Origin of the sequence: Janthinobacterium sp. SUN120, from assembly GCF_030397735.1 — a bacterium.
Classification (GTDB): domain Bacteria; phylum Pseudomonadota; class Gammaproteobacteria; order Burkholderiales; family Burkholderiaceae_D; genus Janthinobacterium; species Janthinobacterium kumbetense.
In genome coordinates, this window is sequence record NZ_JAPUBW010000006.1 from 203977 (window position 1) to 226979 (window position 23003).

The 23003-nt window shown below is 63.3% G+C and carries 20 protein-coding genes and 1 tRNA gene; 1 reads left to right on the forward strand and 20 read right to left on the reverse strand.

Annotated features, from left to right (window positions below; all coding sequences use genetic code 11):
* Position 1: 1 nt before the first annotated feature.
* The 20 genes from O0879_RS25395 to O0879_RS25490 form a co-directional block, all read right to left on the reverse strand.
* Positions 2-2455, reverse strand: a complete 2454-nt coding sequence (locus O0879_RS25395) for a TonB-dependent receptor (RefSeq protein WP_289919399.1) — start codon at positions 2453-2455, stop codon at positions 2-4.
* Between the two features lie 106 nt (positions 2456-2561).
* Positions 2562-3545 (reverse strand): siderophore ABC transporter substrate-binding protein, encoded by a 984-nt coding sequence (locus O0879_RS25400; protein ID WP_289919400.1) that lies wholly within the window; start codon positions 3543-3545, stop codon positions 2562-2564.
* 1 nt (position 3546) lies between these two features.
* On the reverse strand, positions 3547-4317 hold the full coding sequence (locus O0879_RS25405; RefSeq protein WP_289919403.1) for an ATP-binding cassette domain-containing protein: 771 nt from the start codon (positions 4315-4317) through the stop codon (positions 3547-3549).
* Positions 4314-5264 carry an iron chelate uptake ABC transporter family permease subunit gene (locus tag O0879_RS25410; protein WP_289919405.1) on the reverse strand — a complete coding sequence of 317 codons (951 nt, stop codon included), beginning with the start codon at positions 5262-5264 and terminating at the stop codon, positions 4314-4316. Before O0879_RS25410 ends, O0879_RS25405 begins: the two co-directional genes overlap by 4 nt.
* The gene (locus tag O0879_RS25415) at positions 5261-6217 is read right to left on the reverse strand and encodes an iron chelate uptake ABC transporter family permease subunit (RefSeq protein WP_289919407.1); all 957 of its coding nucleotides are present in this window, start codon (positions 6215-6217) and stop codon (positions 5261-5263) included. Before O0879_RS25415 ends, O0879_RS25410 begins: the two co-directional genes overlap by 4 nt.
* Positions 6214-8007: an ABC transporter ATP-binding protein gene (locus O0879_RS25420; protein ID WP_289919408.1), complete on the reverse strand. Its 1794-nt coding sequence runs from the start codon at positions 8005-8007 to the stop codon at positions 6214-6216. The genes O0879_RS25415 and O0879_RS25420 overlap by 4 nt, the downstream gene beginning before the upstream one ends.
* Positions 8001-9767: an ABC transporter ATP-binding protein gene (locus O0879_RS25425; RefSeq protein WP_289919411.1), complete on the reverse strand. Its 1767-nt coding sequence runs from the start codon at positions 9765-9767 to the stop codon at positions 8001-8003. Before O0879_RS25425 ends, O0879_RS25420 begins: the two co-directional genes overlap by 7 nt.
* A 103-nt stretch (positions 9768-9870) precedes the next feature.
* Positions 9871-10851 (reverse strand): FecR domain-containing protein, encoded by a 981-nt coding sequence (locus O0879_RS25430; RefSeq protein WP_289919415.1) that lies wholly within the window; start codon positions 10849-10851, stop codon positions 9871-9873.
* Between the two features lie 3 nt (positions 10852-10854).
* Entirely contained in the window at positions 10855-11373 is a 519-nt protein-coding gene (locus O0879_RS25435; RefSeq protein ID WP_289919416.1) for a sigma-70 family RNA polymerase sigma factor, read from the reverse strand.
* Between the two features lie 121 nt (positions 11374-11494).
* On the reverse strand, positions 11495-12907 hold the full coding sequence (locus O0879_RS25440; RefSeq protein WP_289919418.1) for an oligosaccharide flippase family protein: 1413 nt from the start codon (positions 12905-12907) through the stop codon (positions 11495-11497).
* A gap of 21 nt (positions 12908-12928) precedes the next feature.
* Complete coding sequence (locus O0879_RS25445) at positions 12929-13480, reverse strand: dTDP-4-dehydrorhamnose 3,5-epimerase family protein (RefSeq protein ID WP_289912370.1); 552 nt, start codon at positions 13478-13480, stop codon at positions 12929-12931.
* A gap of 56 nt (positions 13481-13536) precedes the next feature.
* Entirely contained in the window at positions 13537-14565 is a 1029-nt protein-coding gene (locus tag O0879_RS25450; protein ID WP_289919420.1) for a glycosyltransferase family 2 protein, read from the reverse strand.
* A gap of 6 nt (positions 14566-14571) precedes the next feature.
* Positions 14572-15663, reverse strand: a complete 1092-nt coding sequence (ychF, locus tag O0879_RS25455) for a redox-regulated ATPase YchF (RefSeq protein ID WP_086145737.1) — start codon at positions 15661-15663, stop codon at positions 14572-14574.
* Between the two features lie 216 nt (positions 15664-15879).
* A complete protein-coding gene (pth, locus tag O0879_RS25460; RefSeq protein WP_289912372.1) occupies positions 15880-16464 on the reverse strand; it encodes an aminoacyl-tRNA hydrolase in 585 nt (194 codons plus the stop codon).
* 115 nt (positions 16465-16579) lie between these two features.
* The gene (locus O0879_RS25465; RefSeq protein ID WP_077408940.1) at positions 16580-17188 is read right to left on the reverse strand and encodes a 50S ribosomal protein L25/general stress protein Ctc; all 609 of its coding nucleotides are present in this window, start codon (positions 17186-17188) and stop codon (positions 16580-16582) included.
* Positions 17189-17354: 166 nt separating this feature from the next.
* Positions 17355-18305: a ribose-phosphate pyrophosphokinase gene (locus tag O0879_RS25470; protein ID WP_034753270.1), complete on the reverse strand. Its 951-nt coding sequence runs from the start codon at positions 18303-18305 to the stop codon at positions 17355-17357.
* 150 nt (positions 18306-18455) lie between these two features.
* Positions 18456-18532, reverse strand: a tRNA-Gln gene (locus O0879_RS25475).
* Between the two features lie 78 nt (positions 18533-18610).
* Positions 18611-19495: a 4-(cytidine 5'-diphospho)-2-C-methyl-D-erythritol kinase gene (ispE, locus tag O0879_RS25480; protein ID WP_289919423.1), complete on the reverse strand. Its 885-nt coding sequence runs from the start codon at positions 19493-19495 to the stop codon at positions 18611-18613.
* Positions 19492-20130: an outer membrane lipoprotein LolB gene (locus tag O0879_RS25485; RefSeq protein ID WP_289899511.1), complete on the reverse strand. Its 639-nt coding sequence runs from the start codon at positions 20128-20130 to the stop codon at positions 19492-19494. Before O0879_RS25485 ends, ispE begins: the two co-directional genes overlap by 4 nt.
* A 73-nt stretch (positions 20131-20203) precedes the next feature.
* Positions 20204-21988, reverse strand: coding sequence for a tetratricopeptide repeat protein (locus tag O0879_RS25490; RefSeq protein ID WP_289919425.1), 1785 nt, complete (start codon positions 21986-21988; stop codon positions 20204-20206).
* Between the two features lie 167 nt (positions 21989-22155).
* Here O0879_RS25490 and mutM point away from each other — a divergent pair, with 167 nt between their 5' ends.
* Entirely contained in the window at positions 22156-22992 is an 837-nt protein-coding gene (gene mutM, locus O0879_RS25495; protein WP_289919427.1) for a bifunctional DNA-formamidopyrimidine glycosylase/DNA-(apurinic or apyrimidinic site) lyase, read from the forward strand.
* Positions 22993-23003: the final 11 nt, after the last annotated feature.

Here is a 23003-nt window from a genome sequence, read left to right on the forward strand (position 1 = left end):
CTTAAAACTCCGTCGTGGCCGACAGCATGACCGTGCGCGGCGCGCCCAGGCCCAGGCTGGTCCATTGCGGCAGCGCCCAGTACGCCCTGTTGCCGACGTTCGTCACGCTGGCGCGCACCGTCAGGGGCCGACCCGCCGCCTTCGTCGCATAGCGGGCGCCCAGGTCAAACACGGTGCGGCCCGGTACGGACATCGAATTGTCGGCATTGATGTATTGCTTCGATGCCGCCGTCGCGTTCGCCGTCAGGGTCACGCCAGGGATGGCGGGCGTATCCCACTCGACGCCCAGCTTGGCTTGCAGCTTGGCCACGCCCGTCGCCTGCTTGCCCTGGTTGGCGCCGCCCACCGTCTTGCTCAAGACCGGGTCGACATACGCCACGCCGCCCATCAGGCGCACGTCGCGCAGGGGCGAGCCGAAGAAGCCCCAGTCGATGCCGCGGTTGCGCTGTTCTCCGCCAAAGGAAAAGATATTGCTGACGGGATCGACATAGCTGCTGGGGCGCTTGATTTCATACACGCTGACCGTATGCGCGAACTCGCCCAGGTCGACCTTGACGCCAAGCTCCGCCTGCTTCGATTTGTACGGCGCAAAGACCTCGCCCGAGTTGGCGGCCGTCAACGGCGCCGTGGCGCCCTGGCTCAAGCCTTCAATGTAGTTGCCGTACAGAGAGACCGTCTTGCTCGCCTTGACCAGCAGGGCGACGGCGGGCGTGGTGGCGCTTTCGTCATAGCGCGAGGTGCGCGCGCCCGTCTTGATGTTGAAGTTATCGCTGAGCACTTCCTGGCGACGCAAGCCCACCGTCAGCTGCACGGCGTCTTGCGCAAAGGAAAGTGTATCGACCAGGCCAAAGCTGGCCAGGCGCAGTTCCGCCTTGGAAATTTGCGGCGCGTCGAAGCGCGTCGCCGGGCCCCAGACGGGATGGTAGATGTTTGTGATCCAGTCTTTCGCCAGGGTATTCCTGCGGCCGTACTGCTTGTCCGTGTGGTGATAATACGTGGCGTTGACGGCCCATTGATGGCCGATATCGCCCGTGCGCAACTTGCCCCGCAAGCCCGCTTCCGCCGACTGCTTTTCCACGTCGAAGCCCAGGTCGGCGACGTTGGTGCGGTAATCGCCGGCCGTGTTGAATACCTGGATCAGGTAAGCGCCCGTCGACTGGTAGTCGGCCCGGCTGGCGCCCACGGCCGCATACGCCATCACTTGCGCGTTCAAGTCCAGTTCGCCGCGCAGCATGGCGCCCTTGTCCTTGGTGTCGTAAAACGCCCAGCTGGGATTGAGCAGGGTTTCCGCTTTCGGCGGACGCGGCACGGGCAAGCCGGGGGCCAGATTGACGCCCCGGTTCAAGCCATCGGCGCGGTCCTCGCTGTGATACAGGTCGGCGGACAGGCGCGCGCCATTGCCACGCCAGTCCAGGCCAAGCGAGACGAGCCGGGTCTTCTTTTTCTGGTGGTCGATGGCGCCGTCGCCATCGCGGTAGACGCCGTTGACCCGGATGCCGAATTGCTGATTCTCGCCAAAACGTTGACCCATATCAATATGCCCTCCCCATTGCGAGTCCGACATGTACGACGCCGTCACGCGCGCCAGCGGCGCATCGCCCGCGCGCTTGGGCACGAGGTTGATGCTGCCGCCCACGGAACCGCCCGGTGGCATGCCGTTGAGCAAGGCCGATGGCCCCTTCAGCACTTCGATGCGCTCAAACATTTCAGGCGACGTGCGGTAGTAGGGAGAGATGCCGTACAGTCCGCCAAACGCGACATCGCCGATATTCGAGCTGAAGCCCCGTATCGAGTAATTCTCGCCGATGATGCCCGTCATGCCGCTGCTGAAGACGGTAGGGTCGGCGGCGGAAATCACGTCGGTGATGTCGCGCGCCTGCCGGTCTTCGATGAATTTATCCGTATAGCTGATGGTGTTGAACGGCGTTTCCATGAAATCCTTGTCGCCAAGAAATCCCACGCGGCCGCCGGACGCCACTTGTCCGCCTGCGTAGGCATCCGTCACGCTGTTGCCCTTGCCCCACACCGTTACGGCCGGCATGGTGGCGGCGGCTTCGGCGGCGGCGCTGTGCGCCGGTTCGCGGCGCACCGTGTAGCTGCCATTGCCCTCGCGCACGGCTTGCAAGCCATGGCCGCGCAGCAATTCGTAAAAGCCTTCGGGCACGCTGTAGCTGCCGGACAGGCCGGCGCTGTTCTTGCCTTGCAGCAAGCTAGCCTCGACCGTCAATTCGACGCCCGCCTCGGCCGCGAAAGTGTTGAGCGCCAGGCCCAGCGTACCGGCCGGCACACTGAACGCTTGCCGGGCCTGGCCCGCCCCCGCTTGCGCATACGCTGGCGAGGCCGCCACGCCCAGCGCCCCCACGGTCAAGCCCGTGATGAGCGCCAGTTGCACGGCGGTGGCGATACGGCTCAGGTTCAAGGCGGGAAGATGGCGGGTTGCCATGCGTTGGGTCATAAAGTAAATCCTTTCAGAGGGGATGATTGCTTGTTCTCACCCTATCTCCCGAACGAAAAGGCAAAACCCTCAATGCAAATACGACTCATTACGAAAATAATTTATCTCACTGATAACCCTTGAGCACGTCGTCGATCACCCGTTTCAGCGACGTCACGCTGGCCGCCGTGATGTACCAGGCGTCCGCATCGACGAAGACCACGCGGCCGTTCTTCCAGGCATTCGTCTGGCGCAACAGTGGATTGGCCATCTGTTCGGCCGTCATGACGGGACGGTGTTCCATCACGGCCGTGCGGTCCACCACATAGATGATGTCGGGATTGGCTTGCTGGATGAATTCGCTGGAAATGGGTTGGCCATGCAAGCCCGCCTCGATGGCCGAGCTGGCAGGTTTCACGCCCAGCGCGTCGAAGACAAAACCGTAGCGCGACCGCACGCCGAAGGAGCTGAAGGCGCCGTTGTTATGCAGCACGATGAGCGCCTTCTCGGAACGCTCCTGCGTCACCTTGCGCGCATCCGCCACCTTGGCGTCGAGCTCCGCGGATTTCCGGTTGGCAATGTCTTCCTTGCCGAAGATGCGTCCCAGTGTCAGCAAGTGTTGCTTGACCACTTCGATGTGCTTGCTCTCGCTGTTCTGGTAATCCACGTCGAAATGCAAGGTGGGCGCGATCTGGCTCAGTTCCTTGTAATGGTTGGCCTGGATCGACGTCATCAGTATCAAATCGGGCTGGAGCGCGTGGATATGCTCGAGATTCGGCTGCACGATGGCGCCCAGGTCGCGGATGCCCTGGTCTTCCTTGTAGCGGGTGAGGAAATGCGGCACGTAATCCTTCACCATGCCGGCCACGGGCACGCCCAGCTGGTCGAGGAAATCGACTTCGTTCATGTCGAGCACGGCTACCCTCTGGGGACGCTGCTTGAGCACCGTCGTGCCCAGCTTGTGCTCGATGGTGATGGGCGCAAACGCCTGCGGTGGCGCGGAGGCGGCAGGCGCTGGCGGCGTCGTGGCTGCCTTGTCGGTGCAGCCTTGCAGGGCGGCCATGGCGGCGAGCAGCACGGCCAGCGCGCAGCGGGATTTGTTCCAGATCATCTCAAGCTCCTGTGGGGGTAAAGTAATTGCAGACGCAGCCGCGCTCGTTGCGCACGATGTGAAAATCGATGTCGTACAGCGCGCGCAAGCGTTCCTCGGTGACGACTTCGTGGGCGGGGCCGGAAAAGCGCACGGCGCCGCCCTGCATGGCGACGATGTGGTCCGAATAGTTGGCGGCGAAATTGATGTCGTGGATCACCAGGATCACCGTGCGGCCCTGCTCGTCGCACAGGCGCCGCAGCGCGCGCATGATTTGCACGGCATGCTTCATGTCGAGGTTGTTGAGCGGCTCGTCAAGCAGCAGAATATCGGTCTGCTGGGCGATCGTCATGGCCAGGAAGGCCATCTGCCGCTGGCCGCCGCTCAGCTCATCGACATACGCCAGGCGCAGATGCTCCAACGACAGGAAGGCGATGGCGTCATCGATGGCTTGCCGGTCCCGCTCTGTCAGCGCGCCACGGCTGTAGGGAAAGCGGCCGAAGGCGACCAGCTCTTCCACCGTCAGGCGCAAGTGAAAATCGGGTGACTGGCGCAGGGTGGCCACGAGTCGTGCATAGTCCCGGATCTGGATGGCTGCAATGCTGCGCCCGTCTATCGTAATCTCGCCGCCATGCGCTTCCTGCAGCCGCGCGATGAGCATCAGCAAGGTCGTCTTGCCGGCGCCGTTCGGGCCGATCAAGGACGTCACTTTTCCCCTGGGAAACTGCGCGCTGACCTTGGCCAGCACGCGCTTTTCGCCGTAGCTTTTGTCAATCTGTTTGACGTGGATCATGCTGTACCTCGGATGCGGACCATGAGCGCGAGGAAATAGGCGCCACACACCAGGTTGACGAGGATGCCAACCGTGGTCCGGTAATTGAAAACGTGTTCGACCAGCAACTGGGCGGCCAGGAAGATGGCGATGGCGATGGCGCAGCCCAGCGGCAAGGTGACGCGGTGGCGCGCCGTGCGGGCCAGGGCGTAAGTCGTGTTCGCGACAAAGATGCCCATGAAGGCCGTCGGTCCCAGCAAGCTCGTCGACACCGCCACCAGCACGGCGATCAGCGCCAGCTGCAGCCGCACCATGCGACGGTAATCGATACCGAGCGAGATGGCCTGCTCGCGCCCCAGCGCCAGCACGTCGAGCGCTGGCAAGGTTTTCAGCACGGCCACGCAGGCGGCGCCCGCCAGCACGGCCGAGTACAGCAACTGCACGGGCTGCGCCTTGTTGAACGAGGCCTGGCTGAATCCTTGCAAGATGGCAAATTCACCGGGACTGATGCGCAACTGGATGAACTGGGTAAATGTGCCGATCACCATCGTCAGCACGAATCCCAGCAGCAACAGGAAATACACGTTGTTCTTTCGATCACGAAACAGCCAATAGTGGATGGCCCAGGAATACGCGAGCATCAGTGCGATCGACACGACAAAATTGCCGTTCTGCCCCAGCAGCACGACGCTGTGCATGCCCATCGCGAGGATCAGCAGCGATTGCAGCAGCAAATACACGGCTTCGTAACCCATGACGGCCGGCGTCAGGATGCGGTTGCCGGCGATGGTCTGGAACACAATCGAAGAGACGGCCACGCAAACGCCGCCGATGACGATGGCGGCCAGGCGCGACATGCGCTTGGGAATGACGTAATCGACATCCAGATTTGCGCCGATGAAAAGGAAAGCGAGCGCCAGGGCCAACGCGGCCAACCAGAGCATGCGCTGGTTCAAACGGCGCCTCATCGCCGCCCCCGGATGATCAACATGAGGAACAGCACGCCCCCCACGCCCCCTGCCGTCAGGCCGATGGGCACTTCGAATGGATAGATCAGCAAGCGCCCCGCGATGTCGCAGGCCAGCAGCAGCGACGCGCCGCCCAGCGCGACAATGGGCAGGGTGCGGTCCAGCTTGTCGCCGTAGCGCAAGGCCACCAGGTTGGGGATGGCCAGCCCGACAAACGGGATCGCCCCCACCGTGATCACCGTGGCCGCCACCGTGACGGCCACCAGCATCAGGCCCAGCGCCACCGTGCCCCCATAGTTCAAGCCCAGGCTGGTGGCCATGCCCTCGCCCATGCCCAGCACGGTAAAGCGCTGCGCATACAAATACGTCAGGGCAACGATGGGCAGGATCAGATAAATGATTTCATAGTTACCCTGCACGATCTTCGAGAAATCGCCCAGCAGCCAGCCCTGCATGCTTTGCAGGATGTTGTTGCGGTAAGCATAAAACTCGGCCACGGCGCTCAGCACGCCGCCATACACGAGGCCGATGACGGGGACGAGTATCGTATTCTTGAAGCGGATGCGGCGGATCAGGGCCACATACACGAGGCTGGCGGCAAAACAGAAGGCCAGCGCGAACGCCATCTTGCCGGCCGTGCCCGCCGCGGGCGCCACGGTGAGCGCCACGAGGATGCCCAGCTTGGCCGCGTCGAGACCGCCCGAGGTGGCCGGTTCGACGAATTTGTTGCGCACGATGTGCTGCAGGATGACGCCGCACACGGACAGGCCCACGCCCGTCAGCACGAGCGCCGCCAGGCGGGGCAGGCGGCTGGCCGTCAGGGTCAGCCATGCATCGGCGGACGGCGCGTCGGACGAGGACAACAGCTGCGCCCACTCCATCTGCCTGGCGCCCACCAGCAAGGACGCGCAGCACAGCAGGAAGAAGACGAAGAACAGACGCGCGCGTGTCAAATGCGGAACTCCGTTCCAGCCTGGCGGGCGGGCGCGGCGATGCGCCAGCCCTTGGCCTCCTGGCGCTGGGCCAGGAAGTGCGCGTACAGGCCGTGCTGCGCGCGCAAGGTGGCTGGCGCGCCTTGCTCGCGGATCACGCCACCGTCCAGCACGACGATCTGGTCGGCCATGGCCACCGTCGACAGCTGGTGCGCGATGACGATCACCGTGCGCTTGCCGCGCAGCCGCGCCAGCGCTTCGGCGATGGCCGCCTGGTTTTCCGCATCGAGCGCAGCCGTCGCCTCATCGACCAGCAAAATCGGCGCATCCTTGACCAGGGCGCGGGCAATCGCGATGCGCTGGCGTTCGCCGCCGGACAGGCGCGCGCCGCCCTCGCCGACCAGGGTATCGAGTCCCTGCGGCAGGCGGGCGATGATCTCGGCCACGCCCGCCTGGCGCGCCGCGTCCCGCACCTCGGCATCGGTGGCGCCAGGCTTGCCGATGCGAATGTTGTCGCCGATGCTGCCCTGGAACAGATAACTGTCCTGAAATATCTGGCTGATCTGGCCAGCCAATTGCTCGCTGGACATATCGCGCACATCGACGCCGCCCACCAGCACCGCGCCTGCGCTGGCGTCAAAGAAACGCGCGATCAGGCGCACCAGGGTCGTCTTGCCGGAGCCGGACGCGCCGATCAGCGCCGTCATGCTGCCCGGCGCAATGCGCAGGTTGATATCCGTCAAGACGTCGGCCTGATCCTGTGCATAGCGGAAAGCCACGCCGCGCAATTCGACGGCGCCATCGCGCGGCGCCTGCGGCTTGTCTGCTTCCGGCAGCGGCTGCACGGCGAAAATATCGCGCGCCGCGTCGAGCGGACCGCGTGCGCCGCGTAGCACTTCGCCATAGCTGGCCACTTCCTGCAGCGGGTCGACAAAGCGCACCACCAGCAGCAAGGCCACGATGACGGCGATGGCGTCGCCCGCGCCGGCAGCACCGCCCGCCAGGCTGTCAAGCCACAGCGCGGCGGCGGCCAGCAAGGCGGCGAAAATGGCTTGCACGGTCCAGGCGTTGAGCACCGACGACAGCGCCGACAGGTAAATGAGCCGCGTGCCCGCGTGGCGCTGCGCATCGATCGCTTGCTGCAGGAAACGCGTGCCGCCGTCAGCTGCACCACTGCCGTTGCCATTGAATGCGCGCAAGACGGATTGCGCTTGCGCAAACTCAACGAGGCGCTGGCTGGTCTGGGCAAAATGGTGGTGATAGGCATCGTCGGCGCGCTGGCCCAGGTACGCGGTGAGCCGCAAGGCGCCGGCCAGCAGCGGCAGCGCCAGCAGCGCGACGAGACCCAGCTGCCAGTGCAGCGCGAACAGCGCGATGAGCATCACGACGGGCGTGACGGCGCCGCAGATGACGGGCGTCAACACGTGGGCGGGCAGCTGGGCCACATTCATCATGCCTTGCGTGATGACGTGGCCCAGTTTTGCCGTGTTGTCCGGCGTGAACCAGCCGACGGGCAAGCGCGCGACGTGGTCGCCCAGGCGCTGGCGCGCCCCTTGCAGCACCGTCACGCCCACGCGCACGCCGGCCTTTTCCACCTGGCGCCGCCAGACCCAGCAGGCAACCAGCCCGGCCAGCAGCACCAGCAGCCACAGGGCCGCGCCGCCCACGTCGCCGCCCAGCAGGCGGCCCAGGGCCAGCACCAGCGCCGTGATGGTCAGCCCGCTGAGCACGCCATACGCGAGCGCCATGGCACAGTAGCGGCGGAACACGGGCGCGTCATCGCCCAGCAGTTGAATAAACGTTTTCAGCATGGGAGCACCGCGTCTTCCTGGAAATCCTGATAGCCGCCCAGCGCCCACAGTTGCGCATAGCGGCCCTTGTCGGCGAGCAAGCCGGCATGGCTGCCCTGTTCGACGATGGCGCCGTTCTCGACGACGACGATGTTGTCGGCATGCATCACCGTGTCGAGCCGGTGCGCAATGATGAGCAAGGTGCGGTCCCGGGCAAAGCGCGACAGCGCGTCCTGGATCGCCACCTCGTTTTCCGCATCGGCCGCGGCCGTCGCTTCATCGAGCACCAGCACGGACGGGTCGAGCAGCACGGCGCGGGCGATGCTCACGCGCTGCAACTCGCCGCCGGACAATTGCGCATCCTCGCCGATGACGGAATCGTAGCCGCGCGGCAAGGCCAGGAGGCGTTCATGGATGTTCGCCAGGCGCGCCGCCTGTTCGATCTCGTGCATGCTGGCCGATGGCCGGCCCAGCGCGATGTTCTCGCGCACGCTGGCGTGGATCAGGCGCACTTCCTGCAGCACGAAACCGATGCGCCGGTACAACTCGGGCGTGGCGATGTGCCGCAGGTCGACGCCGCCCAGGGTGATGCGCCCCTCGGTCGGGTCGAAAAAGCGCAGCAGCAGCCGCGCCAGGGTCGACTTGCCGGAACCGGAAGCGCCGACGATGGCCGTCACCGTGCCGGGCTGCAAGGTCAGCGTGATATCCGACAGCACCTTGTTGTGTCCATCGTAGGCATAGCCGACGCCTTCCAGGCGGATCTCCGTGCCGTCGGGCAACTGCTGCTGCTCCGGCGCGGGCTGCGCCAACACGGGCGTGTCGAGCAAGGCTTGCACGCGCTGGGCCGCCCCCGTGGCGTTGTTGAGGTCATGCGTCAGGTAATGCAGCAGCAGCATGGGCGCGGAAATGCCGGGCGCCACGAGCGCGAACGGCAGGATATCGACGGGCGCAATCCAGTCCAGGGCCACGAAGGCCGTGCCGGCAAGCACCACCACGCCCAGCACGGCGGCCGGCGCGATCAGCGCGTTGGCGTTGGCCATGGAACCGACCAGCGGACGGGTAAACGCGGAAAACGCATCGGCAAACGCATCGACGGCCGTGCGGTAGCTGCCGTGCGCGCGTCCCGTGGCGCCGAACGCCTTGACCACGGGAATGCCGTTGACGAATTCCACCACGGCATTGTTGATGCGCCCCATGCCGGCGACGAATTGCTCCATATTGCCGCCGCTGGCTTTCATGGCGCGGCCGAAGAACAGGAAAAAGCCGGGAAACGGCAGGATGGCGATGAGGGCCAGGCGCCAATCCATGGCGAATAGATACACGACGGAGATGGCGATGGCGCCCACGGCGCGCCCCGTCGTCGTATAGAAGTGCGCCGTGAGGCTGTGCAGGGTATTGATGTCGTCCTGCATCGCCTGCTTGACCTCGCCCGAGGCCCGGCTGGTGAACCAGCCCAGCGGCACCTGCCCCAGGCGCTGCATGGCTTGCAGGCGCAATCGATGCGTGAGGTGGTTGTCGGCCAGGTGTGCGGCCAGTTCGCCCAGCGACATCAGGACCATGCCGAGGAACAGGCAGGCGACGCTGGCGACGATGATCGGCCACACAGCGTCCGGCGCCAGCGCGGGGGCCATGGCGATTTGCGCGATCTGCGCGATGCCCGCCAAGGGCACCAGGGTGAGCATGGACCCCGTGCCGGCCAGCACGGCGGCGACGATCAGGCGTCCGCGGATGGGGTGCAGTATCCGGCTGATCGGGCCGGGCTGGCGGCGTTGGCTACGCATGGGAAAAACGGGAAAAAACGTGCATAAGGTCAATGAATAAGGGTGGCTCTCACCCTATATCCCGAACGAGAATGCAAAACCCTCAATCGGGCCCGAAAAATTGTCAGGCAGCGGCTTGCGGTATGGCTTGCACCGTCACCCAGTAGCGCGTGCGCGCAAGGATTTGCACGGGCAAGGCCAGCGCCAGGTTATGCAGCGCGCGGTCCGTGTCGCGCAGGGAAAACACGCCGTTGACGCTCAGGCTGGCCACGGCCGGGTCGCAGCGCAGCAGGCCGGGGCGATAGCGGGCCAGTTCCGCCAGCAGGTCGTCCAGGCGCATGTTGTCGGCCACCAGCACGCCCTTCGTCCAGGCGGCCGCGCTGGCCGGCACGGGGGCGGCCGATTGCACGATGTCCGCCGAGAAGATGGCGCCGTAGCCCGTGGCGATGCCCACGGCGTGGCCGGGCGCATGCGCGAGGCGTATTTCGACGGCGCCCTCGAAGACGGCCACGCGCGACGTGTGTTCGTCTTGTCGCAAGGTAAAACGCGTGCCCAGCGCCTGCACCGTGCCGTGGCGGCCCTGCACGCGGAAAGGCCGCTGAGCCGGGTCGGGATCGTGCGCCGTGGTGACGAAGATTTCGCCACTGCGCAGGATCAGCAAGCGCTCGCTGGCATCGAAGCGCACGTCGATGGCGGACGCCGAGGCCAGCATCACGCGCGTGCCGTCAGGCAAGGTAATCTCGCGGACCTCGCCCGTGGCCGTGCCGTGGCCGGCCGTGGCCACTTGCCAGGCATCCGTGCCGCGCAGCATATACGCCATGCCGCCCACGGGCAGCAGCACGGCCAGCAGCTTCAGGGCACGGCGGCGGTTCAGGTAGGCGGCGGGCGCCGGTTCGCGCAGCGCGTGCCGGGCCGCATCGCGCGGCACGCTGTGCAGCTTGCCCTCGAACGCTTGCAAACGCTGCCAGGCGATGGCGTGGTGCGGATGGGCGGCGCACCAGCGGGCACAGGCAGCCCGGTCTTCGTCGCTTGCGTCATCGGACCACAGGCGCGCCATCCACTGGGCAGCCTGCTGCACGACGGCGGGCGCGATCACCACCTCCATGGCTCAGGCGTCCGGCGCGTGCATGGCTTGGTAGCAGGCCAGCAAACCGGCGGCGATGTATTTTTCGACGGACGAGACGGACACCTGCAATTCGGCGGCGATGTCGCGATAGCTGAGGCCATCGAGTTTGCACAGCAGCAAGGCCTTGCGCGCCTTGGCGGGCAACCGGTGCAGCACCGCATCGATTTCCGTCAGCGCCTCGATCACCAGCGCGCGCTCTTCCTCGGACGGCGCCAGCGCCTCGGGCACCAGGGCCAGCACTTCCAGGTAGGCGGCCTCGATCTGGCGGCGGCGGTACAGGTCGATGACCATGCCGTTGGCGATCTGCGTCAGGTGACGGCGCGACTCCCCGGCCGGCGGCATGCGCCCCGTCTTCATCAGGTGCAGGTACACATCGTGCGCCAGGTCGGCCGCATCGAAGGCATTGCCGAGTTTACGGCGCAGCAAGCCACGCAGCCAGTGATGGTGGTCGGTGTACAGACTGCTGACTTGCTGCTGAAGCGCTAACTCGGCGGTGCTCACGATACCCTTCCTGTCGCCAACGGCCGGCAAGAACAGGCGCATCGGATTATAAATGAGAATTATTCTCATTGTACGCGGAGTGACGAGGAAAACGCAATACGGCGACGGGCAGCAAACGCCCTCAGCCCTGCTGCCGGACGGGCCTGAAGAGCCTGAAAGCGGCCCACAACGAAGGCCGGTAGACGTGCAGTGCGGCAGCGAGCAGCACACCCCACGCCAGCGGAGCAAGCACCCCCAGGCGCTGGGCAAAAAATGCGTGGCCCGCTGCCAGCAGCGACAGCAGGGCGGTGCTCAGGTACAGCGAACGGCGCGGCAGCGGACGCCAGACGCGCATGCCCAGCTCTGTCTTGACGACGAAATACACGAGGAAGCCCATCAGTTGAGACACGGCGGCGCCCGTGGCGCCATGGCCCGGCACCAGCACGGCGCCCGCCAGCAAGGTGCCCAGCAAGCCGGCCGCAAAGGCGGCGATGGAAAATGCCGGACGGCGGGCCAGATTGATGCCGACGCCGGTCACTTCCGCCAGGGCATACAACAGCGGCTGGCCGACGGTAGCCACCGCCAGGTACGCGACGCCATGATAGTTGGAAGGCAAGACCCAGCCGATCAGCCAGGCCAGGGCGCCCGCCAGGCAAAAGCCCACCACCACGATGGCCTGCGCATGGCGGCAAATGGCCGCAATATTCGACAGGCCGCCGCCGGCCGCCGCCCATTTGTGTACTTGCGGTACCCAGACAATCGTAAAAATCGATTGCACCAGCCAGGCGCCGGCGGCCACGCGCGTGGCCAGCGCATAAATGCCGAGCTCGTCAAAGCCGGCAAAGAAACGCAGCAAACCCATGCCGGCCGACAACATGAACATATAAAAAATCCCGCTCACCAGCAGGGGCGCCGCCTCGGAAAGCAGGCGCCGCAGCAGCACCCGGTCCACGGCGGTATTCCAGGCATGCGCCAGCGATACGCGCGCATGCCACAACAGCCATAGCGTGACCAGCCAGGTGGTGGCCACGACCAGGCTTGCCAGGTGCACGAAATTGCGCTGCGGATCCCACCACAGGACAGGCAGCAGCAACAGCAGCGATATTTTCGGCAATACCTGCGCCAGGCTGAACACCCAGGCACGCTCCTGCATGCGGAACAGCTGTGCGATCAGGCGATTGGCCAGGGCGCTCAGCATGCCGGCAGCGAACAGGACAGCCAGTGCCGGTTGCGCCACATCAAATAACAGTTGTGCTACGGGCGCGGCAAACACGAGTATCACGGCCAGCGCCACGGGCGCGAGCAACACCGCAGGCAGCAGGCACGCTTTCAGCAAGCCGCTACGCGCGGTGCTGTAATGGTATTCATGCAGGAAAGCCTTATCCAGCCCCAGCGACAGCAGCAAACCGGCCACCGTGCATGCGGTCATGAAGAAATCCAGCTTGCCGATGTCGGCAGGCTGAAACAGCCAGGCCACGGCAGGAACGGTGGCCAGGCTGCACAGCAGCGACAAGATGGGGCCGGCTGAAAAACCCGCGAGACGGTTCAGGCGCATCGTTCAGCCGGGCCGGGCATCTCAGCCATGCCTGTCGTTGGAGAAGCGATAGGGTACCGTGTCCGAATCGGCCGGCACGCGCCAGTGGTCCGGCGCATCATAGCGATACGCATGGTCCACCGCATTGACGAGGATGGCAAGAGTGCTGCAGTAATTTTGCACGCCATGCCAGACGCGCGGCGGCACGACGAGCAGGCCGGGACGCCTGGTGCCCAGCTTGAATTCGTTGAGCATGCCAAAGGTGGGCGAGTCCTCGCGCGCGTCGTACAGCACCACGCGCATCTGGCCCGCCGCCACGAACAGGCGGTCCGTCGTGATGGCATGCGCATGCCAGGCGCTCAGTCCGCCCGGCTCCAGGGTCGAGGCAAATATCTGGCCAATCTGCGCTGTAGCATCAGGCACCCATTCGGTGCGGAAGATTTCAGTCAGGCTGCCGTACGCCGTCAAGACAGGCTTGATTTCCTGGAAAATCACGCCATCGATCAAGGAAGGCGTTGTCGGCTTCCATTCCTTGGTAATACTGACACCATCCTGCTTCGCGCCAACCAACAACCAGTTATCTTTCTCAACCACCAGATCTACCCCTAGAATTTTTATAAAAATGCTCTTATGTATTGCAACCGTATTATCTATCGCCGCGGCATGTCCTTCAATCCCCGGCGATGGCGTAATTCACGTAAAAATGTGCCTTTGCGCCAATATTTGAGCCAGAAGCCGGGATGCGGCGGCCACAGCCCCAACATATAACAAAGACGGCGTGACAATGCTTTCATGGCCGTTATCGCGGACTGTAGCGGTGCGATAAGACGCTCACGCCCCACCTTGCCATACAGCGTGGTGACAGCCTGCAGAATATTCAACGGATCTTGCATGTGCGTCCACCAGAACGCATGCTCGGCGTGTTGCCGGTCCAGGTAGGCATTGCTGCGGGTGCCAGACTGGATCAGGATGGCGCCGATGCGAGAATGGGCCAGCATCGGCCGCCCCGCGCGATATACGCGGTGCAGCCAGGCTTGCGACGGCCAGCAGCGCACTTCCCATGAGGGCTGCCATGGGCCGATCTGCAGGGCCAGCTCGCGCCGCATGACCCACAGGGTAGCGGGCACATCCATCCACGGACGGTACGGTTGCACGCCGTCTGCCAGCGCCCCCACCATGTGATACCCGACCGGCAAAACCACCAGTCCCAGGCCAAAGACCAGGTCGGCCCCGGTGCGCTCGAGGACTTCAATACTGCTTTGCAAATGATCGGGCAACCACAGGTCGTCGTGGTTCAGGAATGCCAGATAGGTGCCGCGTGCCAGGCTGACGCCGAGATTGTTGGGCCCCGTCTGCTCGCCGTAATTGGTTTCCAGATTCACAAAGCGGATACGCGCGTCGCCGAACGCGGCGACCACCTCGGCGGTATCGTCGGTGCAGCAATCGCCGACAATAATCAGTTCCCAATCCTGCACGGTGCTGGCGAGTGCCGACTGAATAGCGTACCCGAGGATATTGCTCCGGTTATACGTGGCCATGACAATGGAAACGAGCGGTTGTTTCTCCGGCTGCATGGCAGGCCTTTTCAAATAGACAAACAAAAAATGCCGCTCAAATACATTGAGCGGCATTTCGCGATGGACGAATGCAGTATGTTGCTGGCGCTCGCCAGCAAGCATCTGTCCTTAGACGTTGAACAGGAAGTTCAGCACGTCGCCATCCTTGACGACGTATTCCTTGCCTTCGGCGCGCATCTTGCCCGCTTCCTTGGCGCCCGCCTCGCCCTTGTAGGCGATGAAGTCGTCATAGGCGATGGTTTGCGCGCGGATGAAGCCGCGTTCGAAATCGGTGTGGATCACGCCGGCCGCTTGCGGCGCCGTGGCGCCGACGGGGATGGTCCAGGCGCGCACTTCCTTCACGCCTGCCGTGAAGTAGGTTTGCAGGCCCAGCAGCTTGTAGCCGGCGCGGATCAGACGGTCCAGGCCAGGCTCTTCCATGCCCATGTCGGCCAGGAAAGCTCCCTTGTCGGCATCGTCCAGGTCGGCGATTTCCGCTTCCAGCGCCGCGCAGATGGCGACGATGGGGGCGTTTTGCGATTGCGCATAGGCCGTCAGCTGGTCCAGCAGCGGGTTATTCGTGAAGCCCGAGTCGGACACGTTGGCCACGAACATGGCCGGCTTGGCCGTGATCAGGCACAAAGGCTTGATCAGTTCCATTTCGTCGGCGTCCAGGCCCATCGCACGCACGGGTTTCGCGTCGTTCAGGTACGGCATCATGCGTTCCATGATGGCCAGCAGCTTGGCCGCATCCTTGTCGCCCGAGCGGGCTTTCTTGTTTTCGCGGTGGATGGCTTTTTCCACGGTGCCCATGTCGGCCAGCGCCAGTTCGGTCTGGATAACTTCGATATCGTCGAGCGGGTTGATCTTGCCTGCCACGTGGATGACGTTGTCATCTTCGAAGCAGCGCACGACGTTGACGATGGCATCCGTTTCACGGATGTGCGACAGGAACTGGTTGCCCAGGCCCTCGCCCTTCGATGCACCCGCCACCAGGCCGGCGATGTCGACGAATTCCACGATGGCGTTGACCATGCGTTCCGGCTTGACGATGGCGGCCAGCGCATCCATGCGTGGATCCGGCACTTCGACGACGCCGACGTTCGGCTCGATGGTGCAGAACGGATAGTTTTCAGCCGGAATGCCGGCTTTCGTCAGTGCATTGAACAGGGTGGACTTGCCGACGTTCGGCAAGCCGACGATACCGCATTGGAGACTCATGGGAAAACCTTTAATAATCAAAGCACATGGCGCCGTCTATCGGCGTGCTTGCCGTGCTGTTAGGGAAAACGGGGCGATTGTTCACCCTTTTCCGGGGATAGTGCGTGTGCTGCATTTCAAGGGGTCAATTGTACCCGTGTCCCGCGCGCTTCAACAGTCCGATGATGGGCAAATGACGCCAAAACAGTCGTATCGTGACGCCATCAGGCCCTGTTCTCAGACCGTATGCAGCTTCATGGTCGCCGCCTCGAACTTGCCTTCGACGATCTGCGGCATGACTTGCAAGGATTTTTCTATCGCTTGCTCGATCAGCTCCTGGTCTTCGCGGCGCGGGCGGTGCAGCACGAAGTCAGCCACCTGCTGCTGCAGGCTCAGGGTGCGCGGATGGCCGATACCCAGGCGCAAGCGCCAGTAATCCTGCGTGCCCAGCGCGGCCGTGATGTCCTTCAAGCCATTATGGCCGCCGGCCGAGCCGCCCTTCTTCAGGCGCGCGATGCCGGGCATCAGATCGAGTTCGTCGTGCACGACCAGCACTTCATCGGCGGCGATCTTGAAGAAACGCGCCAGCGCGCCCACGGACTGGCCCGAGCGGTTCATGAAGGTCAGCGGTTCGAGCAGCCAGACTTCGTTGCCGCCGATGGAAGTCTTGGCCAGCATGGCGTTGTAGCGCGAATCGCGCTGCAAGCGCGTGCCGGGCAAGCTGTTGGCGAGGTTGTCCACCAGCCAGAAACCGGCATTGTGACGGGTTTGTTCGTATTCGGGTCCCGGGTTGCCGAGGCCGACGATCAGGCGTATGGGCATGGCTGTGTCTGCAGTGTAAAAACGTATTATCGGTGAAAACGGACAGAAAAAAACCCGTCCGGAGCGAACCGGACGGGTTTTTCCTTGCAACTACCGCATTGCTGCGGCGGCAAAATTACTTCTTGTCAGCAACAACTTCAGCAGCAGCGGCTTCAGCAGCAACGTGGCCAGCCGGTACCGAAGCGGTAGCGATGGTCAGGTTGGCGCCGTGGGTGACCGCGGTCACGCCAGCTGGCAGGACCAGGTCGCCAACGTGCAGCGAGTGACCGACGTCGATGTTCGACAGGTCAACGTTGATGAATTCTGGCAGTTGGCCTGGCAGGCACGAAACTTCGATTTCGTTGGCTACGTGGCTGATGGTCGCGCCGTGCAGTTTGACTGCTGGGGAAACGTCAGCGTTCGTGAAGTGCAGAGCAACTTTCACGTGGATAGCTTGCTTAGCGTCAACGCGTTGGAAGTCAGCGTGCAGAACCAGTTGTTTGTATGCGTGGACTTGGAAGTCGCGCAACAGAACTTGCTGGGAAACGCCGTCGATTTCCAGGTCCAGGATCGACGAGTGGAACACTTCTTTTTTCAGCGCGTGGTACAGGGCGTTGTGATCCAGCGAGATCAGCACTGGGGCTTCAGCGCCACCGTAGACGATACCAGGGGTTTGGCCGGAAATGCGCAGGCGGCGGCTCGCTCCGGAACCTTGCAATTCGCGTTTAAATGCGATAACTTTCATGTGAAACTCCAAGAAGAACAAGGCTTGCGCCTTGTGTTATGAAGATTCCCGCGACCAGGAATCTTCGAAAATGGGCGCATACGCGCCCCGAAAACTAAAATACTACGGCGCAACAGGCAAAAAGCCGGTCGCGCCGCAGGTGACGTTTGTTGCTGCTCTTGTCGAATTAATCGATAAAGAGGGAAATAACCGAATCGCCCTTGATGATGCGCTTGAACGTCTCGGCCAGCAGCGGCGCGCACGTCAATTGACGGATCTTGCCGCAGGCCAGGGCCGCTTCGGACAGGGGGATCGTGTCGGTCACGACCAGCTCATCGAGTGGCGAGGCCGAAATACGGTCGATCGCCGGGCCCGACAGCACCGCGTGCGTGCAATACGCCACGACTTTTTTCGCGCCGCGCTCTTTGAGCACTTCGGCAGCCTTCGTCAGGGTGCCTGCCGTGTCGACCATGTCATCCATGATCACGCAGTTGCGGCCTTCGACTTCACCGATGATGTTCATTACTTCCGACACGTTCGCTTTTGGACGACGCTTGTCGATGATGGCCAGGTCGCAGCCCAGGCGTTTTGCCAGAGCGCGCGCACGTACCACACCGCCGACGTCCGGCGACACCACCAGCAGATCCTGGTAGTTTTTCTTTTGCAGGTCGCCCAGCAAAATTGGCGAAGCGTAGATATTGTCGACTGGGATATCGAAGAAACCTTGAATCTGGTCAGCGTGCAAGTCCATGATCAGGACGCGCTCGACACCGGCTTCTTCCAGCATGTTCGCCACCACCTTGGCCGAAATTGCCACACGCGCGGAGCGTGGACGACGGTCTTGGCGGGCGTAGCCGAAGTAAGGAATCGCGGCGGTGATGCGGCCAGCGGAAGCACGTTTCAAGGCATCAACCATCAGCATGATTTCCATCAGGCTGTCGTTGGTTGGAGCACAGGTGGATTGCAAAACAAAAACATCCTTGCCGCGTACGTTTTCGTTAATCTCGACCATTACTTCGCCGTCGGAGAATTTCGAAACGTTTGCTTTACCGAGAGGGATGCCGAGGTTTTTTGCGACCCCCTCTGCCAACGCTGGATTCGCGTTGCCGGTAAAAACCATCAGGTTTTCGTAAGCCATGGGAGTCCCAAGAGGTGATATAGAAGTCTTGAAAAGCACTAACCGGGCATAGGCCCGGTCAGTCATTGTTTAGAATATGCCGCGTGGCGACATATCTGCTTTTTCCCGTACTGGACGCTAACTTCGCATCGACAGACTACGGTGAAATTTTGGCAGGGGAAGAAGGATTCGAACCTTCGCATGCTGGAATCAAAATCCAGTGCCTTAACCAGCTTGGCGATTCCCCTACGTTACTGACTGCTTGCCGTCATGTTGGCCAGTATTATACCGACTATTTGACGCTAAGCAAAATCTTTTTTTGCTCTTTACAACACCGTGAGCATCGGGTGGCGATTCAGCGCTTTTGCCTTCCAGGCGATCCAGATTGGTGGCACATTGCTGAGCACCGCATCCGCTTCTTCCTGACTGCCAAACGCACTAAACACACAAGCACCGGAACCAGTCATCCTGGCCTCACCGTAAGCACCCAGCCATTCTACCGCATCTGCTACCGGCTTGAAAAGACTGCATGCCACTTGCTGTAAATCATTCTTACCAAACCCGCCCGCATCGTTTCCTTCTGCGAGGTGCCTGGAAAAGTCCGCTATTGTGACGGGTTCGGTATTTCTCGTCAAGCCTTCCGCGCAAAAAATTGCGGCGGTAGGCACTTGCACGCCCGGCTCGATCACCACATACCAGCATTCGGGCGTGGCGACGGGCTGCAGGGCCTCGCCCACGCCTTCGGCAAAGGCGTTTTCGCCAAAGATGAAAAACGGGATATCGGCGCCCAGCGGCAAACCCAGCGCCATCAATTCCTCGCGGCTCAACCCCGCTTGCCACAGGCGGTTCAAGGCCATCAGGGCCGTGGCCGCGTCGGACGAACCGCCCCCCAGGCCGCCGCCCATGGGCAGCACCTTGTCGATGGCAATATCGACGCCGCGCGGCAAGGCGCCCGTACGGCGCAGCACTTCCGCCTGCAGCAGTTTCGCGGCGCGGATGATCAGGTCCTGCTCTTCCGGCACGCCGGCCAGTGCCGTCACGCGGCGGATCAGCGTGTCGTCGCGCAGCGCGAAGTGCAAGGTGTCGCCATGGTCGAGCAACTGGAACACCGTCTGCAGCAGATGGTAGCCATCGGCGCGGCGGCCGTTAACGTGCAGAAATAAGTTCAGTTTGGCGGGAGCCGGGCAATGATTCAGGGTCGTCAATGTCATGGTGCAGGTGTGGATGGGGCGGCATCGAGCACGATGCGCAGCGAGACGGCATCGGCCTGCGCGCTGGTGGTGCGTTCGGCATCGATACGCCGCGGTTGGGGCAAGGCGCCCGGTGTATTCTCAGCAGCATCTTGCCACGACACATAGCGCAAGCGCCAGCCGTCTTTGGTTGTCACGCTGTCATTGGCCGGTGACGCGACGAAGCGCTTGCCATCGGCGCCCACGGCATAACCTTGCAGCCAGTCGCGCAAGCCCGACACGGGCAGGGACCAGCCCAGCATCTGCGCGCTCAGGGTATCGACATCGGGCGCGCTGCGCGGCGCCTTGCCGCTTTGCGTCAACACGGCCTGCTGCGGCGTGACGGCGATCGTCGCCAGGGTGCTGCCGACGGGCGTATACAGGGTCACATCCGTGCGCGCGGCCGTCTGCAGCCAGTTGAAATTGACGGTGGCCGATTCGGGCTTGTCATCCTTCTGGTACACGACGTTCAAACGGCCCGTCAACTCCACCTGTTCCCGGTAGGGCGCCACGGCTTCGCCCGATGGCGCGGCGCCGGATGAAAAGGGAGAAGTCAGGGTCGAGCAGGCCGAGAGGGCCAGGCACAGGACCGTCAGGGGCAGGAAATGTTTGGACATGGGTTTGGACATGGACACAAGGAAAAACCAGCGCCATGGCGCTGGTTTTTCATAGTTGAGTTAATCGATTCAATCACAAACTGACATTCAAGCGCGCCAGGGTGCTTTTTAGCGCGTCGTTTTTCGGATCCTTGCCTTGCGCCTCGCGCCACAGCTTTTGCGCTTCGGCCTTGTCGCCCTTCTGCCACAGCACTTCGCCCAGGTGGACGGCGATTTCCGGATCGCTGCGCACGGCATAGGCGCGGCGCAGCGCGTTTTCCGCGGCCGCCAGGTTGCCCATGCGGAACTGCACCCAGCCCATGCTGTCCATGATGAACGGGTCGCCCGGCGCCATCTGCAAGGCTTTTTCGATCAGCGCATGGGCTTCCGGCAGGCGGATGCCCCGTTCGGCCAGCGAGTAACCGAGGGCGTTATACGCGTGCTGGTTGTCGGGCGCCAGCGCCATCACGCGGCGCAGGCTCGCTTCCATCAGTTCGAGTTTATCCAGGCGCTCAGCCAGCAAGGCATAGTCGTACAGCAGTTCCGGATTATCGGGGAAGCGCAGCAAGGCATTTTCCAGCACCGTATAGGCGCTTTGCACGTAGCCGGCATCGCGCAGGAATTGCGCGTCGACCAGCAGCACCTGCGCCTGGCTTGCCGGATCGTCCGTTTCGATTTCCGTCAGCGCCTTGCGCGCCGCATCGAGATTGCCGCCACGGGCGATCAGCTGGGCGCGGCGCAAACGCGCCTCGACATAACCGGCGGACGCGCTGTTGTCGATCTTGTCCAGCCAGGCGATGGCGCCGGCCGTGTCGCCGCGCGTTTCGGCGATCTGCGACAGTATCATCAGGGCCTTGAACGGATCGCGCGCGTCGCCAGGGGATTTGTCGAGCACGGCCAGGAAGCGCTTGAAGTACTGCTCCGCGCCCTTGGTGTCTTCCAGCTGCAACGCCACGATGCCGAGCGCATACAGGCCGCCCAGGTTGTCGGGCTGGCTTTTCAGCAGCAGCAGGAATTGGTCGCGTGCCAGCTCCAGCTGTTTTTGCTCGACCAGCAGGCGCGCATACGCGCCGCGCACTTCGACGGCGTCCGGATTCTTTTGCAGGAAGGCGGCCAGCACCTTGCCTGCCGCCTCGGGCTCGCCCGTCACCTGCGCCAGGGTCAGCGCGGCCAGCTCGGAGTTCGGCTTGATCGCCAACGCCTTGTTCGCTTCGCCGATGGCGCGCTCACGCTCGCCGATCGACAAGGCGCCCTGCGCCAGCACCAGGTGGGCTTCGAACATGTCCAGGTAGGGCTGCACCAGGCGCGTCACCATCGAATAGGCATACAGCTTGTCATTCGAGCGCGACAGGATCTGCTGCATCTGGAACAGGGCCACGCCGCGCGCGCCCGGCGGCGCATTGGCCAGGCGCTCGGCAAAAATCGGTTCTGCTTCTTCGATCTTGTCCGTCAGGACGACGAAGCCGAGGAAGAACTGGGTCGCCTCATCCGATTCGGGCGCCAGCTCGCGCCACAGGCGGATGGCCGCCAGCGCTTCGCCGCCCTGCTTGGCGGCCAGCGCCATTTCGGAGGCGCGGCGCGCCAGGCGCGGGTCGCGCGTCTGCTGCGCCGCCACCATCATCGTCACATACGGCCCTTGCCACTGGCCGCTCTTGAATTCCATTTCAGCCTTGGTCAGCTTGTACAGCAAATCGCTGCTCAACTCGACCTTGGGCAGCTTCTCGCCCTTGGCGTCGTCGCCGGACTCGATACCGGGCGCTGGCGGCGCAGCGGCCGCAGCGGGACTGGCCGCCCCATCGGCGGGGGCAACAGGCGTCTGTGCCATGGCATGCGTGGCCATCAGGGCGGACAAGGTTACAATGGCGAAAGCGTTTTTCAAAGGCTGATCCTGGCTAAACGGCAAAGTTTGATTCTACGCCCAACGCGGCTATCGCGTACTTCACGTATGTAACGAAATATATACGTCGTGGCGGCGTAGCGTGCCCGGGCCAGCCATCGGCCGGCGACCCGCCTGTTTTTTACCCGGTTTTCCACCATTCGAGCCCTATGCCAGAATTGCCAGAAGTCGAAGTCACACGGCGCGGTGTCGCGCCCCACATCGAAGGGCGCGCCGTGCGTGCCGTCGTGCTGCGCCGCGATGGCCTGCGCTGGCCCTTCCCCCCTGCCCTGGGCGAACAATTGTCGGGGCAAACCATCGGCCTGACGGGGCGGCGCGGCAAATACCTGCTGATCCACTTCCGCCACGGCACCCTGATCATCCACCTGGGCATGTCGGGCCATTTGCGCGTGCTGCCCACAGGGACGGAGGCGCAAAAGCACGACCATTTCGACCTCGTCGTGGAAGACGCGGACGGCAGCAGCCAGGTGCTGCGCATGACGGATCCGCGCCGCTTCGGCGCCGTGCTGTGGCATGACGAGGCCGACGGCCCGCTGGATGGCCACGCGCTGCTGCGCGGCCTGGGCACGGAACCGCTGGAAGGCGGCTTCACGGGGCAGTTGCTGTTCGAGAAAACGCGCAACAAGGGCACCAACATCAAGCAGGTGCTGATGGCGGGCGACATCGTCGTCGGCGTGGGCAATATCTACTGTTCCGAAAGCCTGTTCCGCGCGGGGATCAACCCGAAGACGCCAGCCCGGCGCATCGGCCTGGTCCGCTATGAGAAACTGGCGCAATCGATCCGCGACGTGCTGGCCGAAGCCATCGTGCAGGGCGGCAGCACCCTGCGCGACTTCATCGGCGTCAACGGCCAGTCCGGCTACTTCCAGCAGACGTATTTCACGTACAACCGCGCGGGCAAGCCATGCCGCGTGTGCGGCGCGCCGATCCGGCAAATCGTGCAGGGACAGCGTTCCACGTTTTACTGCGTGAATTGCCAGAAATAGCCACACTCACA